This window comes from Sphingobium sp. CCH11-B1 (genome assembly GCF_001556865.1).
Classification (GTDB): domain Bacteria; phylum Pseudomonadota; class Alphaproteobacteria; order Sphingomonadales; family Sphingomonadaceae; genus Sphingobium.
Map to the genome: position 1 here is coordinate 28,219 of NZ_LSJY01000187.1, position 15,214 is coordinate 43,432.

General features: G+C 65.6%; 13 protein-coding genes, 1 tRNA gene and 1 pseudogene. 4 read left to right on the top strand and 11 right to left on the bottom strand.

The annotated features are described in order from the left end of the window. Positions 1-57 precede the first annotated feature (57 nt). The 3 genes from fusA to rpsL form a co-directional block, all read right to left on the bottom strand. Positions 58-2,130: an elongation factor G gene (gene fusA / locus AX724_RS19090; RefSeq protein ID WP_066769652.1), complete on the bottom strand. Its 2,073-nt coding sequence runs from the start codon at positions 2,128-2,130 to the stop codon at positions 58-60. Between the two features lie 161 nt (positions 2,131-2,291). Next, positions 2,292-2,762: a 30S ribosomal protein S7 gene (rpsG, locus tag AX724_RS19095; RefSeq protein WP_066769654.1), complete on the bottom strand. Its 471-nt coding sequence runs from the start codon at positions 2,760-2,762 to the stop codon at positions 2,292-2,294. 18 nt (positions 2,763-2,780) lie between these two features. After that, the gene (rpsL, locus tag AX724_RS19100) at positions 2,781-3,152 is read right to left on the bottom strand and encodes a 30S ribosomal protein S12 (protein ID WP_007686591.1); all 372 of its coding nucleotides are present in this window, start codon (positions 3,150-3,152) and stop codon (positions 2,781-2,783) included. Positions 3,153-3,491: 339 nt separating this feature from the next. On the opposite strand from rpsL, the gene AX724_RS19105 reads away from it, so the two are divergent. Continuing rightward, complete coding sequence (locus AX724_RS19105) at positions 3,492-5,786, top strand: putative bifunctional diguanylate cyclase/phosphodiesterase (RefSeq protein ID WP_066769656.1); 2,295 nt, start codon at positions 3,492-3,494, stop codon at positions 5,784-5,786. A gap of 155 nt (positions 5,787-5,941) precedes the next feature. Continuing rightward, entirely contained in the window at positions 5,942-7,135 is a 1,194-nt protein-coding gene (locus tag AX724_RS19110; RefSeq protein ID WP_066769664.1) for a peptidoglycan DD-metalloendopeptidase family protein, read from the top strand. A gap of 19 nt (positions 7,136-7,154) precedes the next feature. Here AX724_RS19110 and AX724_RS23690 read toward each other — a convergent pair whose 3' ends face one another. The 8 genes from AX724_RS23690 to yajC form a co-directional block, all read right to left on the bottom strand. Then, the gene (locus AX724_RS23690; protein WP_197421632.1) at positions 7,155-7,310 is read right to left on the bottom strand and encodes a hypothetical protein; all 156 of its coding nucleotides are present in this window, start codon (positions 7,308-7,310) and stop codon (positions 7,155-7,157) included. Positions 7,311-7,395: 85 nt separating this feature from the next. After that, positions 7,396-8,904 carry a YifB family Mg chelatase-like AAA ATPase gene (locus tag AX724_RS19115; RefSeq protein ID WP_066769672.1) on the bottom strand — a complete coding sequence of 503 codons (1,509 nt, stop codon included), beginning with the start codon at positions 8,902-8,904 and terminating at the stop codon, positions 7,396-7,398. 22 nt (positions 8,905-8,926) lie between these two features. After that, complete coding sequence (locus tag AX724_RS19120) at positions 8,927-9,610, bottom strand: RlmE family RNA methyltransferase (RefSeq protein WP_066769675.1); 684 nt, start codon at positions 9,608-9,610, stop codon at positions 8,927-8,929. Beyond that, positions 9,607-10,722, bottom strand: coding sequence for a Ppx/GppA phosphatase family protein (locus tag AX724_RS19125; protein WP_066769681.1), 1,116 nt, complete (start codon positions 10,720-10,722; stop codon positions 9,607-9,609). The genes AX724_RS19120 and AX724_RS19125 overlap by 4 nt, the downstream gene beginning before the upstream one ends. A gap of 104 nt (positions 10,723-10,826) precedes the next feature. Continuing rightward, positions 10,827-11,204 (bottom strand): MTH938/NDUFAF3 family protein, encoded by a 378-nt coding sequence (locus AX724_RS19130; RefSeq protein ID WP_082733604.1) that lies wholly within the window; start codon positions 11,202-11,204, stop codon positions 10,827-10,829. A 26-nt stretch (positions 11,205-11,230) separates the two neighbouring features. Then, entirely contained in the window at positions 11,231-12,217 is a 987-nt protein-coding gene (gene secF, locus AX724_RS19135) for a protein translocase subunit SecF (RefSeq protein WP_066769684.1), read from the bottom strand. A gap of 19 nt (positions 12,218-12,236) precedes the next feature. Next, positions 12,237-13,835 carry a protein translocase subunit SecD gene (secD, locus tag AX724_RS19140; protein WP_066769687.1) on the bottom strand — a complete coding sequence of 533 codons (1,599 nt, stop codon included), beginning with the start codon at positions 13,833-13,835 and terminating at the stop codon, positions 12,237-12,239. A gap of 8 nt (positions 13,836-13,843) precedes the next feature. Next, on the bottom strand, positions 13,844-14,179 hold the full coding sequence (gene yajC, locus AX724_RS19145; protein WP_066769689.1) for a preprotein translocase subunit YajC: 336 nt from the start codon (positions 14,177-14,179) through the stop codon (positions 13,844-13,846). Positions 14,180-14,366: 187 nt separating this feature from the next. Here yajC and AX724_RS19150 point away from each other — a divergent pair. Together AX724_RS19150 and AX724_RS19155 are read left to right on the top strand one after the other, a co-directional pair. After that, positions 14,367-14,443, top strand: a tRNA-Pro gene (locus AX724_RS19150). A gap of 187 nt (positions 14,444-14,630) precedes the next feature. Further along, positions 14,631-15,214 (top strand): annotated as a pseudogene (locus tag AX724_RS19155) (hypothetical protein); the annotation flags it as partial.

Below are 15,214 nucleotides of genomic sequence, written 5' to 3' on the forward strand. Positions count from 1 at the left end.
TTTCGATATTACCAGCCCCTAACCGAGCCGTTTTCACGGCCTGGCCGGAGAAAGTCGTCAGGCCATCTTCGCCTTGACTTCGTCCGCCACATTCTGCGGCACTTCGTCATAGTGCGAGAAGATCATCGAGTAATTCGCGCGCCCCTGGGTGAAGGACCGCAGCGAGTTCACATAGCCGAACATGTTGGCCAGCGGCACCATGGCCTCGACCACCTGCGCGTTGCCGCGGGTGTCGGTGCCCTGGATCTGGCCGCGACGGCTGTTCATGTCGCCGATGACGTCGCCCAGATATTCCTCCGGGGTGACGACTTCGACCTTCATGACCGGTTCGAGCAGCGTGATGCCCGACTTCTGGGCCGCTTCGCGCATCGCGGCGCGACCCGTGATTTCGAACGCCAGCGCCGACGAGTCGACGTCGTGATAGGCGCCGTCGTAGAGCAGGATTTCGAAGTCGATGATCGGGAAGCCGATCAGCGACCCGGTGGCCGCCGTCTCGCGCATGCCCTTCTCGATCGCGGGGATATATTCCTTGGGAATGTTACCGCCCTTGATCTCGTCCTTGAAGATGATGCCAGCGCCGCGCTCGCCCGGCGTCAGCTTCACCTTGATGCGGCCGAACTGGCCGGTGCCGCCCGACTGCTTCTTGTGGGTGTAGTCGATGTCGACCGGCTTCTTGAGATATTCGCGATAGGCCACCTGCGGCGCACCGACATTCGCCTCGACCTTGAACTCGCGCTTCATGCGGTCGACCAGGATTTCGAGATGAAGTTCGCCCATGCCCTTGATGATGGTCTGGCCCGATTCATGGTCGGTCGAGACGCGGAAGGACGGATCCTCGGCAGCCAGGCGGTTGAGGGCGACGCCCATCTTTTCCTGGTCCGCCTTGGTCTTGGGCTCCACCGACAGTTCGATGACCGGCTCGGGGAATTCCATCCGCTCCAGGATGATCGGCTGGCGCTCGGCGCACAGCGTGTCGCCGGTGGTGGTTTCCTTGAGCCCGGCGAGCGCGACGATGTCGCCCGCATAAGCCGTATCGATGTCCTCACGCGAGTTGGCGTGCATGAGGAGCATGCGGCCGATCTTTTCCTTCTTGTCCTTGACCGAGTTCAGGTAGCTGCCCTTGGTCAGGGTGCCCGAATAGACGCGCAGGAAGGTGAGCGAGCCGACGAACGGGTCGTTCATGATCTTGAACGCCAGGCCGGAGAAGGGCGCGTCGTCCGCGGTCTTGCGGGTGTCGGGTTCCTCGGTGTCGGGGTTGATGCCCTGCACGTCGGGAATGTCGAGCGGCGAAGGCAGATAGTCGACGACCGCGTCGAGCAGGGGCTGAACGCCCTTGTTCTTGAACGCGGAGCCGCACAGCACAGGCGTGAAGGCCTGGCCCAGCGTGCCCTTGCGGATCAGCGCCTTCAGCGTCGCGACGTCGGGCTCATTGCCCTCGAGATAGGCTTCCATCGCCTCGTCGTCCTGCTCGACGGCAAGCTCGATCAGCTTCTCGCGATATTCGGCGGCCTTGTCGGCGAGATCGGCGGGAATCTCCTCATAGGAGAATTCGGCGCCCAGATTCTCGTCCTTCCAGATGATCGCGCGGTTTTCGACCAGGTCGACCAGGCCCTTGAAGTCGCTTTCCGCGCCGATGGGCAGGTACAGGACGGCCGGGGTCGCGCCCAGGCGGTCGATGATCGTCTGCACGCAATAATAGAAATTGGCGCCGGTGCGGTCGAGCTTGTTGATGAAGCACATCCGCGGAACCTTATACTTGTCCGCCTGGCGCCACACGGTTTCCGACTGGGGCTCCACGCCCGCAACGCCGTCGAACGCGGCGACCGCGCCGTCGAGCACGCGCAAGCTGCGCTCGACTTCGATGGTGAAGTCGACGTGGCCGGGGGTGTCGATGATGTTCAGCCGGTGGTCGTTCCAGAAGCAGGTGGTCGCAGCCGACGTGATGGTGATGCCACGCTCCTGCTCCTGCTCCATCCAGTCCATCGTGGCGGCGCCGTCATGGACTTCGCCGATCTTGTAGGACTTGCCGGTGTAGTAAAGGATACGCTCGGTCGTGGTGGTCTTGCCGGCGTCGATATGCGCCATGATACCGAAATTGCGATAGCGTTCGAGCGGATGGCTGCGGGCCATGATGCTTCTCCGTTGCCGGCGCGCCGGCGGTTGGGGATTCGTTTAGGATGTGCGCGAGGCCCCTAAACCAATCCGTCCGCCATGGGTAGCACCCTTGGCGAACGGACCGACTTTCAGAAACCTGATTGAGAAGGCGGACATATAGGTGCCCGCCCGCCCTTTTACCAACGGTAGTGCGAGAAGGCGCGGTTCGCTTCCGCCATGCGGTGCGTGTCTTCGCGCTTCTTGACCGCATTGCCGCGGTTGTTGGCAGCGTCCAGCAGTTCGCCCGACAGGCGCGCGGCCATCGTGGTTTCGCTGCGGTTGCGCGCGGCGGTGATCAGCCAGCGGATGGCCAGCGCCTGCGCGCGTTCCGGACGCACTTCGACGGGAACCTGGTAGGTCGCACCACCAACGCGGCGGCTGCGGACCTCGATGCCCGGCTTCACATTGTTCAGCGCATCGTGGAACATGCCGATCGGATCCTTCTTGGCGCGGGTCTCGACGGTTTCGAGAGCGCCATAGACGATCGATTCGGCAACGGCCTTCTTGCCGTCCTGCATGATGCTGTTCATGAACTTCGACAGCACGACATCACCGAACTTGGGATCCGGCAGGATGACGCGCTTTTCGGGGCGACGACGACGTGACATATTTCTGGTCTCCCCTTCTTACTTCGGACGCTTCGCGCCGTACTTGGAACGGCTCTGCTTGCGATCCTTGACGCCCTGGGTATCCAGAACGCCGCGCAGCACATGGTAACGCACACCGGGAAGGTCGCGTACGCGGCCGCCACGGATGAGCACCACCGAGTGCTCCTGAAGATTGTGGCCTTCGCCCGGAATATAGGTGATGACTTCGCGCTGGTTGACCAGACGCACCTTCGCCACCTTGCGGAGCGCCGAGTTCGGCTTCTTCGGGGTCGTCGTATAGACGCGGGTGCAAACGCCGCGCTTCTGCGGGTTCGCTTCCATGGCAGGGACCTTGGACTTGGTCTTCTGCAATTCGCGGCCCTTGCGGACCAGCTGGTTGATCGTTGGCATGAAGCCCTTCACCTTTTTCAGTTACTTTACCGGCATTCCCGCGTTTGCATGCCGCCCGGAGGAAGAGGATTCCTCCAAACAGCAAAGGCCCCGGTGGGCATAAGCCCCCTGGAGCCGCAAGAGCACCCGGCAATGTTCAGCTCTAATGTCGCTCAGCCGATAGTCGCAGGGAGACGAGTCTTCGCACGGCAGGCCGCTGGGCAGCCGCGCCTATAGCGATGCGCGGGCAGACGGTCAAGCGACGGCGCAGACGACGCGCCAAGCCGCGAAAATACAATGAATTAGGGAAATGGTAACCATGCCGGCCTAGCGTTTCCGCTACTTCAGCACAGGCGACCCGTGACCCAGATTTCTTCCTTTACCGGCGAGTTCCGCAATCGCACCAGGGAATCGGCGTTTCAGGCCGATCACCTGCCGGAATCCCGCCGCCATGCGCGGCTGCTTTTCATGCTCTCCGCTCTTTTGAACGCCCTTTTCCTGATCAGCGACTGGCGTTTTGCCGGGACACCGCATTTCTGGGTGGCCGTGCCCGCGCGCGTGGCGGTGGTGCTGTGGTCGCTTTTCTGCCTGTCCCTGACCGACCGGATGACCAGTTTCCGCGCCGTCGAACGCATCTGCTTTGCCTGGCAGCTAGTGACCGCCGTCGGCGTCGCCTTCCTGGTCAGTTCGCGCAGCGACATCGCCATCTTCGTGCTCGTCATGCTGCCGCTCGTCTTCTACCTGGTGGTTCCGACCAGCTTTCGCGGCAATGTGGGCGGCGGCCTTGGCTGCGGCATATTGCTGCTGATCGGCTATTCGGTGCCCGCGCCCCTCTCCCCCACCGTGCCGGGCATGGTGATGGCCGTGGCAATCCTCCATTGCGGCATGTGGATGGCCATCGCGCGCGGCAACCGCCTGCAGCGCAGGGCGTGGACCGCCGGCCGCATAGCGCGGGAGGCACAGGCTGCCCTCGCCAACAGCCGCGACACGCTGGAGCGCATGTTCATGGCTGTGCCCGTGCCGCTGCTGGTCACCCGGCAGGACGGGACCGTGATCCGGCAGAACCGCGCCGCCGTGGACGCCTATGCGGCGGGCAGCGGCGCCGTGCTGGACAATGTGGGCGACACCTATGTCGACATGGCCGCGCGCGACGCGCTGTTCGCGCATCTGAAGCAGGGCGAGGCGATCGATGCATTTGAATGCCGCGTCCGTCGCGGCGACGGCCTTGCCCGCAACGTGCTGCTGTCCGCGCGCGCCATCCAGATCGACGGCGAAGCATGCGTGATGACGAGCGTGGTGGACATTACCGAGCGAAAGGAGGGCGAGCGGCATCTGGAGCGGCTGGCCCTGTCCGATGCGCTGACCGGCCTTCCCAACCGCGCGCATTTCCTGCGTGCCCTGACCCGCGCCTGCCACCCGGCGGAACCGGCGGGCGAGCGGCCGTCCCGCTTCGCGGTGCTGCTGATCGACCTCGACGAATTCAAGCGGGTCAACGACACCGCCGGCCATGATGCGGGCGACGCCCTGCTCTGCGCCGTCGCCGAACGGTTGCAACAGGCGGTACGGCCCGGCGACATCGTCGCGCGCATGGGCGGCGACGAGTTCGCGGTGCTGCTCACCTCCCTTCCCGGCGACGATGTCGTGGCGCGGATATTGACCCGGATTTCCGACCTGCTTCACGCGCCGGTCCAGTATCGCGGCCGGTCGATCGACAGCCGGGCAAGCGTGGGCGTGGCACTTTATCCCGACCATGGCAGCGACGTCGAAACGCTCGTCAAACATGCCGACATCGCGCTGTACGACGCGAAGAATAACGGCCGCGGCCGCGCCACGCTGTTCAATGACGCGCTGCTCGACAACTGGAACCGGGAAGCGGCCATGCTCGACCGGGCGCGCCAGGTCATCGCGCAGGAAAAACCCTGCCCCTGGTACCAGCCCAAGGTCGCGCTCGACACCGGCAGGATCGTCGGGTTCGAAGCGCTGTTCCGGTGCCCGACCGAAGACGGCAGGGTCATCATGCCCGGCGACATCGCCGCAGCGTTCGAACATCCCGAACTGGGGCCCGCCGTCACCCGGCTGATGATCGAGGGCATGCTGAGCGACTGCGTGCGTTGGCGGCGCGCGGGGCTGGATTTCGGGCATGTCGCCGTGAACGTGTCGGGCGCGGACCTCAATGACGAAGCCTTTGCCGACTGGTTGCTGGGACGACTGGCGTCCGCGGGCCTGCCGCCGTCGATGATGGAATTGGAGGTAACCGAGTCGGTGTTCCTGGGCCGCAACGCCGACCGGGTCGCCCGCGCGCTGCACCGCTTCAGCGACGCAGGCTTCACCATCGCGCTCGACGATTTCGGCACCGGCTATGCCTCTTTGTCGCACCTCAAGCAGTTTCCGATCGACGTGATCAAGATCGACCGGCAGTTCGTCCGCGACCTGCATACCGACCCGGAGGACGCAGCGATCGTCCGCACGGTGCTCAACCTTGCCTACAGCCTTGGCATCCGCACCGTGGCGGAAGGCGTGGAAACCCCCATGCAGCTCGACTATCTGCGCGCCGGAGGATGCCATGTCGGGCAGGGCTATCATTTCGGGGCAGCGGTGCCGGCCACGCAGGCGGAAGCGGCGCTGCGCGCCAATGTCACACGATGCCGCGCGTGACGGGAAATTTTTTTATCGGCCGGGAACCAAAAGGCCGCATCTTCATTTCACCGCACCAGTGATCCCGTTCGTCACGAGTCCGCGCAGGCGGATTCGCGCGAGCGGCAGCGCTTTGCTAGCGCCCCGACTCGTCGCATAAGAGTCATGGGGTCATTTTGTCGCAGCAGAAGAAGAAGGGTCTGGCTGGCCTTCGGGACCGGCTGAACGCCCTTTGCCCTGAGCGGGAAATCTTCCTGCGATCCGGTGGCGAAGTCAAATTCATCCGCATATCGCGCCGCGCGCAGATCATCGGCGCCGGGTTGCTGTCGGCCGCCCTGATCGGCTGGGGTGGCGTGACGGTTGCGATGCTGGCGAACAGCGCGGAGATCGACGCGCAGCGCGCCGCGCTCGCCAGGGAGGGCAGGTCCGTCGCGAAGGCGGCGGACAAGGTGGCCGGCTATCGCAAGTCCGTCGAGGCGCTGGCGCAGGAACTGGAAGCGCGGCAGGATTTCATGGACGATCTCTACCGCGCCCATTTCGGCGATGACGGCAAGGATGCCGGCGCCGACCTGATCGGCGCGGAGAAGGACGACGCGCGCACAGTGAAGAAAAGCGCGACGCTCCACACCAGGATCAGCATGGCCCCGGAAGCCGCGCCGCTGGTCAGGCTGGAGCAGAGGCAGCGCCGCTTCGCCCAATTGCTGACCCGCGCGGTCGAGCGCCGGTCCGACAAGGCCGCCGCCGCGATCCGCAGCTTCGGGCTCAACCCCGAGACGCTCGCACGCACCGCCGCGAGGGCGCAGGGTGGTCCGTTCGTGCCCTGGAAGGGAGAAAAGGGCGCGATGTCGGGCGAGCTGGAGCATCTGGCGGACGCCATGAGCCGGATGGAATTTCTGGAACGCAGCCTGCTCGCCATTCCATCGGGCCAGCCCACCGCCGCGCCGATGATGACCAGTTCCTACGGCTATCGCCGCGATCCCTTCAACGGCCATGCCGCCTTCCATGCCGGGATCGACTTCCCCGGCCGTTACGGCCAGCCGATCAACGCCGCGGCCGCCGGACGCGTCACCTATGTCGGCCAGCGGCAGGGCTATGGCAATGTCGTGGAGGTCGAGCATGGCAACGGCCTCATGACCCGCTACGCCCATCTGTCCGGGTTCGTCGTCCGCACCGGCGCCAGGATCGCGCGGGGCGACACGATCGGGCGCATGGGTTCCACCGGCCGATCGACCGGCACCCATCTCCATTTCGAAGTCCGGCTGAACGGCCAGCCGATCAATCCACGCCGTTTCCTGGAGGCGCGCACGGACGCGCTGCAAACCCAGCGGATCGCCACCGCGCGCGTCGCCGATCTGGGCGGCCGGGGCTGACAGCGAAGGCAAGCCGTCGCTAGCGGTCCAGCCGCTTATAGGCCCGCACCAGCCAGAGACCGACGAGCACCGCCACCGTGATAGCGCGCGCCGGCAGTTCGTAGAGCGCATGCCGCAAGGTCCAGAAGGCCGCGTCCCCCGCCGTCAGCAGCGCCAGGACAACTAGGCCGAACATCAGGGGTGGCAGAATGAGGCGGGCTGGCATGGACCAAGCCTAACATGCCCGCCCGACGCGCGCCAATGTCCCTCTGGACAGCCGGTCAGTTCACCGGTGCGCGGCGGCGGTAGCTGAGCGCTTCGGCGACATGGACGCGCCCGACCCGTTCCGCGCCGCCCAGGTCGGCGATGGTCCGCGCGACCCGCAGAACGCGCGTATAGCCCCGCGCCGACAGCTTCATCGCGGCCGCGGCCTGCGCCAGCAACTGCCGCCCCGCCTCATCCGGCCCTGCAACCTCCTCCAGCCGTTCCCCGTCCACCTCCGCATTGGTCCGGGTCGCGCTGCCGGCGTACCGCGCATGCTGCACCGATCGGGCAGCCGCCACCCGCGCCGCCACCTCGGCGGACCCTTCCGCCGGGGGCGGCAGGACGAGATCGGCGGCAGTCACCGCCTGCACCTCGACATGCAGGTCGATGCGGTCGAGCAGCGGCCCCGACACCTTCGCCTGATAATCCGCAGCACAGCGCGGCGCGCGCGAACAGGCGAGCGCCGGATCGCCCAGATGACCGCAGCGGCACGGGTTCATCGCCGCGATCAGCTGCACCCGCGCGGGAAAGGTCACATGCGCATTGGCGCGCGCGACCGTCACTTCGCCGGTTTCCAGCGGCTGGCGCAGCGAATCCAGCACCGTGCGCTGGAATTCAGGCAGTTCATCGAGGAACAGCACGCCCAGATGCGCCATGCTGACCTCGCCCGGCCGCGCCTTCAGCCCGCCGCCGACCAGTGCCGCCATCGACGCGCTGTGATGCGGATTGCGGAAGGGCCGCGCGCGGCTGATCCGTCCACCTTCCAGCGTGCCCGCGACGCTCGCCACCATGGAGCTTTCCAGCGCCTCGGCCGGCGTCATGTCCGGCAGGATGCCCGGCAGGCAGCTTGCCATCAGCGACTTGCCTGCGCCCGGCGGCCCCACCATCAGCAGATTATGGCCGCCCGCGGCCGCGATCTCCAGGGCGCGCTTGGCAACCTCCTGCCCCTTCACCTGTTTGAGGTCCGCCGTCCGCGCCGGGGCCTCGACGACGCCGGGCTTCGGCGGCGAGAGAGCAGCCATGCCCTTGAAATGGTTGAGCAGGCTCAAAAGATCGGGCGTGGCGACGACCTCCACCTGCCCCGCCCACGCCGCTTCGCTCCCCTGCGCCGCGGGGCAGACCAGTCCCAGATCGCGGCTCCCGGCATGCAGGGCGGCGAGCAGCACGCCGGGCGACGGCGCGGTGCGGCCGTCCAGCCCCAATTCGCCCACGACGACATAGCCGGCCAGCGTTTCCGCGTCGATCACGCCCATCGCCCCCAGCAACGCCAGCGCTATCGGCAAGTCGAAATGCGATCCTTCCTTGGGCAGGTCGGCCGGCGACAGGTTCACCGTGATGCGCTTCGGCGGCAAGGACAGGCCGATGGCGGCGATGGCGTTGCGCACGCGCTCGCGGCTTTCGGCGACCGCCTTGTCGGGCAATCCGACCAGGATGAAATTGGGAAGGCCAGGGACCAGCTGGCACTGCACCTCGACCCCGCGCGCCTCCAGCCCGAGATAGGCGACCGTCGAAACCGTTGCGACCAAATGCCCCCTGCCCCCTTAATCGTCAGCCCGGATCGGCGGGCGCTTGCGGCCTGCCCTTGAATCCCTGCGCCACCACATACCATTCGACGCTGCCCTTGCGGCTGGCCGGGGGCTTGGCATGTTTGATGGTGGTGAAATGCTTCTTGAGCAGCGCCAGCAATTCCGCATCGGTGCCGCCTGCAAACACTTTCGCGACGAAGGCACCGCCCTTGCGCAGATTTTCCACCGCGAACCAAGCCGCCGCCTCGACCAGCGCCATGGTGCGCAAATGGTCGGTCTGGGCATGACCCACGGTGTTGGCGGCCATGTCGGATATGACGAGGTCCGGTTCCTGTCCCAGCGCCTCGCGCAGCAGGTCGGGCGCCTTGTCGTCCATGAAGTCCATTTCGAACAGGGTGACGCCGGGGATCGGGTCAGTCGGCAGCAGGTCGATGCCCACCACCGCGGCCTTTGGCGCCATCTTGCGCACGACCTGCGCCCAGCCGCCCGGCGCGACGCCCAGGTCCACGACCGCCTTCGATCCCTTCACGAAGTGGAATTTCTCGTCCAGCTCGATCAGCTTGAAGGCGGCGCGGCTGCGCCATCCTTCCGCCTTCGCCTTGCGGACATAGGGATCGTTCAGATGCCGCTCCAGCCAGCGCACCGATTGCGCGGTCCGGCCCTTGGCGGACTTGACCCGGACCTTGCCCGCGCCCGCCCCTCTCACATTACCCTCCCGTCGCGGTCCATCAGGCCGCGCAATATGCCTTCGCGGATGCCACGGTCGGCAACGCCCAGCCGCTGCGCCGGCCAGATGTCGAGGATGGATTCCAATATGGCGCATCCCGCCACCACCAGATCGGCGCGCTCAGTGCCGATGCAGGGCAGCTTCTGCCGATCGGCAAGGCTCATGCCCGACAGCCGGTTCGATATGGAGCGCATCGATTCGCATGGCACGATCAGTCCGTCGATCGCCTGCCGGTCGTAGCGCGGCAGGCCCAGATGCAGGCTGGCCAGCGTCGTCACCGTGCCCGACGTTCCGAGCAGGCGGATGCCCTCCGCCTCGCGCGGTAGACGCCGGGCAAGCGGCGAAAAGGCTTCGGCCACGCGTGCGCGCATGCGGCCGTAAGCGGCGAGCCGTTCCGCCGGATCGCCATGGTCGAACGCCTCGCTTTCCGTCAGCGACACCACGCCCCAGGGCGCGCTCACCCAATCGACGATGTGCGGCGCGCCGTCCCCATGCGCGTCCACCAGCACCAGCTCGGTCGATCCGCCGCCAATGTCGAAGATCAACGCCGGCCCTTCGCCCGGTTCCAGCAGCGCATGGCAGCCCAGCACGGCGAGCCGCGCCTCTTCCTGCGCGCTGATGATGTCGAGCGCGATGCCGGTTTCCCGATAGACGCGCTGGATGAATTCCGCGCCGTTCGACGCCCGGCGGCAGGCTTCCGTCGCGACCGACCGGGCCAGCGTCACATGGCGGCGGCGCAGCTTGTCGGCGCAGACCGACAGGGCGGCAATGGCGCGATCGATCGCCGCGTCGCTGATCCGGCCAGTCGCCGCCAGTCCTTCGCCCAGGCGGACGATGCGGGAAAAGGCGTCGATGACGATGAAGCCGTCCGAGGAAGGCTTGGCGATCAGCAGGCGGCAATTGTTGGTGCCAAGGTCGATGGCGGCGTAGGAACGCCGTTCACGCGGCCCATGAGCGCCAAGGCCCCGCTTCGACGGGGGAGGACTGGCCGCAGCCTTGCTCCCATTGTCCGGACCGGAGCGGGCATGCTTGCCCGTCTTGAGGCCGGATGGGCCGGAACTCTGCGGCGATGGGCGGCTATGCTGCACCAGGGCCGTAACTTTCTATGATCGCCAGACCCGAAACGGGACCGGAACTTGCCCCCATGCTTAAGCGGATATCGCCACGGGCGCAAGGCAGGCGGGGCGCGGTCCCGTCAGAGCGGCAGCAGCGCCGCCACGATCCAGCGATCCTCGGCGCGCAGCACGCCCCATGCGCGCGCGGCCGCGCGGCTGTCCATCGCTTCCACGCCGATGCCCCTGTTCTCCAGCATGCGGACGAAGGCGCGGGGCGGCTGGCGCAATCCGCCGCCAGTGCCCAGCAGCAGGAATTCAGGGGCGGGATCGAGCACCAGCAGGTCGCCCAGCGCTTCGGGCGTCAACGCATCCACCGCCGGCGCGCCTGTCCACGCCAGCGCGCGGACGGGGCTGAGCAGCAGGCCGTCGGGAAACACATCGTCCCGCACCCGGAATCCCCGGCCCTGAAAGCCGGTGACGATCGGCCCCTGCCCGCTATCGTCGCGGCGGAGCTGCATGCCCCCCGAACCGGAAGTGGCGTCGCTCAGGGCCGCGCCCCGTCATCCCGTGGTCCGACCCGCTCGGCATTGCCGGCATAGCCCTTCTTCGACGCCTTCTTTTCTGCCGCTGCCGGGGTGAGCCCCAGCGAAATCAGCAACGAGGACGAGACGTAGATGGACGAATAGGTGCCGACCACCACGCCCAGCATCATCGCGGCGGTGAAGCCGCGCAGCACATGGCCGCCGAACAGCAGCAGCGCGCCCAGCGCCAGCAGGATGGTGACCGAGGTCATGACCGTGCGCGGCAGCGTTTCATTGACGGACAGGTCAATGAGCGCCTTCATGTCCATCTTGCGATATTTGCGCATATTTTCGCGGATGCGGTCGTCGATCACCATCTTGTCGTTGATCGAATAGCCCACAATCGTCAGCACCGCGGCCACGATGTTGAGGTCGAATTCCAGTTGGGTGATGGCAAAGAAGCCCAGCGTCATCAGAACGTCGTGCATGATCGCGACGAAGGTCGAGACGCCGAACTGCCATTCATAACGAAACCAGGAAAAGATCGCGATGCCGATCACCGCCAGCATGACCGCCAGCACGCCGGTCTGGATCAGTTCGCCCGACACCTTGCCCGATACCGTGTCGTAGCGGGAGAAGGTGACGCCGGGGAATTGCGCCTCCATCGCCTTGCGGGTCTTTTCGACCACCGCGTTGGCGGCGCCCGCGCCGCCCTGTTCGGGCAGGGGCAGGCGGATCTGCACCGTCTTGGGATCGCCAAATTGTTGCAGCGAGCTTTCGCCGACCTTCAAGGCCGCGATGGTGGAGCGAACCTTGTCCGTTTCCACATCCTGCGGGAACTTCGCCTCTATCATCAGGCCGCCGACGAAATCGACGCCCATGTTGAGGCCCCGGTGCGCTGTCGCGCCCACCGCCAGCACCGTCAGCAGGGCGGTGAGCGCGAACGCCCATTTGCGCATCGCGACGAAGCCGATGTTGGTATTGTCGGGGACGAGTTTGAGCAGTTTCATAGGTTTCTCTCCCGCCCCGTCAAATATGGATTTCGGTCGGGCGGTGGGTGCGAACCCAGCGGGCGACGAGCAGGCGCGTGAAGGTGACGGCGGTGAACACGCTGGTCGCGATGCCGATCAGCAGCACGATGGCGAAACCCTTGACCGGCCCCGATCCAAGCGCAAGCATGATGCCCCCGGCAATGGCGTGGGTGACGTTCGCTTCGAAGATGGTGCGGCTGGCTTCCTTATAGCCATGCTCGATCGACGCGACGACGTTGCGGCCGCGCCGCCTTTCCTCGCGGATGCGCTCATAGATCAGCACGTTGGCATCCACCGCCGTGCCAATGGTCAGCACGAAGCCGGCGATGCCCGGCAGCGTAAGCGTGGCCCCCAGCATCCCCATCACGCCCAGGATTACAGCCACGTTGATGGCGACGGCGATGTTGGCGTAGATGCCGAAGCGGCCATAGCTTACGAACATGAAGGCGGCGACCGCGACCACGGCGATGATCGATGCGATCAGGCCCGCGCGGATGGAGTCGGCGCCCAGGCCCGGCCCCACGGTCCGTTCCTCCACCACCGTCAGATCGACCGGCAGCTTGCCCGACCGCAGCGCGATCGCGAGCTGGTTGGCGCTCTCCACCGTGAAGTTGCCGCTCACCTGTGCGCTGCCGCCCAGGATCGGTTCGTTGATGTTGGGCGCGGACAGCACCTTGCCGTCCAGGATGATGGCGAAGGGGCGGTTGACGTTCTGCGACGTCACCTGCCCGAACTTGCGGCCGCCCGATCCGTTGAAGCGGATATTGACGATCGGCTGGTTGTTCTGGTCATATCCCTGCGTCGCGTCGGTCAGGTCCTCGCCCGACACCATCACCTGCCGCTTGACCGCGATCACCGGCGCACCCGAAGGATTGCCGGGATAAGGCAGCACTTCGCTGCCCACCGGCGCGCGGCCCTGCGCCACTTCGGACGGATTGGCGTTGACATCGACCAGCTTGAATTCAAGCTTCGCTGTCTGGCCCAGCAAGTCCTTGAGCGCCTTGGGATCCTGAAGACCCGGCACCTGCACGACGATACGGTTGCTGCCCTGCTGCTGGATGGTGGGTTCGCGCGTGCCCATTTCGTCGATGCGCTTGCGGATCACCTCGGTCGCGACTTCCATCGCGCTCTTGACCGCATTGTCGATGCCCGCATCGGTCGGGGTGACGACGATGGTCGTGCTGTTCACCACCTCGACATTGAAGTCGCGCTGACCGGTCAGGCCCGCGCCCTGCGTCAGCGGACGGATGCGTTCGACCGCGGCATCGACCTGGCTCGCGTCGCGCACCATGAAGCTCAACTTGCCGTCGCGCGCGGAAATGTCGCCGATCGCGATCCGGGGGTCGGTCCGGCGCAGCTCCGTGCGGATCTGCTCCTCCATGTTGGCAAGGCGCTGCTTCGCCACATCCTGCGTCGAGGCTTCCAGCAGCAGATGGCTGCCGCCAGCCAAGTCGAGGCCCAGATTGACGCGCGTCTGCATGAAGCCGGGCAGCTTCGCCACCGTCGCTTCTGGCAGGAAGGTCGGGATGGCGCACAGCACGCCGATCGCCAGCGGCAGGAGGATCCCGAAGATCGCCCAGCGGGAAAAGTTCAGCATGCGTGCGGTCAGTCGTTCGCTGGCTTGGCGGTGGCCGGATCGATCACTTCGGCCAGGGTGGACTTGACCGCCTTCACCTTCATGCCGGGCGCCAGTTCGATGTCGACATAGATGTCGTCCACGCGCACCACCTTGCCGACAAGGCCGCCGCCGGTGACGACCTGGTCGCCCTTCTTCACCGCGTCGATCTTGGCCTTATGTTCCTTCATCTTCTTCTGCTGCGGACGGATCAGCAGGAAATAGAAGACGACGAAGATGAGGACCAGCGGCGCCATCTGCACCAGGATGCCGGCGCCGGACGCTTGCCCGCCCGCAGTCTGGGCCAGGGCTGGAGTAATGAACATGGGTGGGACTTTCGCCTTGTTTTCTGTCGGTCGCGGAAGGCCATGCGGCATCCACGCATCAAGCGCGGGCGGCTAACACAGACAGGGGGCAAGAGGCAATATGATTAGGGCGCGGGCCGAGTTGCACCCGGCGTCGACAACAGCCCTTGCAACTTCGTGCCGCTGCTTCTAAAGGGCGCCCTCCGGTCGGGACGTAGCGCAGCCTGGTAGCGCATCACACTGGGGGTGTGGGGGTCGGAGGTTCGAATCCTCTCGTCCCGACCAATATTTCAATGACTTAGCCGATATTTTTACCCCGCCGGGGGCCGCCAAAATCGCTCTGGTGGTGCGCTGGTGGTGCAAATTTAATTTCGACACCGGCTACGCTGCGCATCATGACGCGCCGATATTGAACATCGCGGACACCCTCCGGATTGAAGATTCGCCTCCCGGTGCTTATGCCAGCGGATAGATGCGAGAACCCTTGCCTCTTCGCCCCGCCGAGTTCGTCAAAATTCGGGACGGCTTCATTGCGTTTCTGAGGCAACCCGCAGGAACGTCCCTGCAATCCGTCATTTCGGATACCGTTCGCGATGCGATGGCATCAGCGGCGAGGCGCGGGCGCAAACGTCGCAACGGACTTCACCTTGCGCAATTGGCCTCGGTGGTCGTCGTATTGCTAGCTGTGGTCGTGATCGCTGCTCAGGATCGGATCGCACACGGCGGCGGCTTGGTTCTGCTTTTTGCCGGGGGCTGCACCTTCATATGGGCGCGCAAACGCGCCAAGGTGCGCGATGAACCGGAAATCGAGGAAATCCTCACCGAGCCGGATGAAATGCTTGCGCGTAATCTGCGGGCGCTTGACGACTTTCGGAAACAGATCGCCAGCGGCGACATCTCATGCGTCGAGCGACTTCCCGATGGGAACCTTAAACCTGTTACGAAGAGCGCCCTTCGAGCATTTCTTGCCGATCATGGCGCGCTTCTCATTGTCAGCCGAGTGTCAAACGGCGTTCAAAAGGGACCCCCGATCGGCGTCGAAGAGGGACCCCCTTT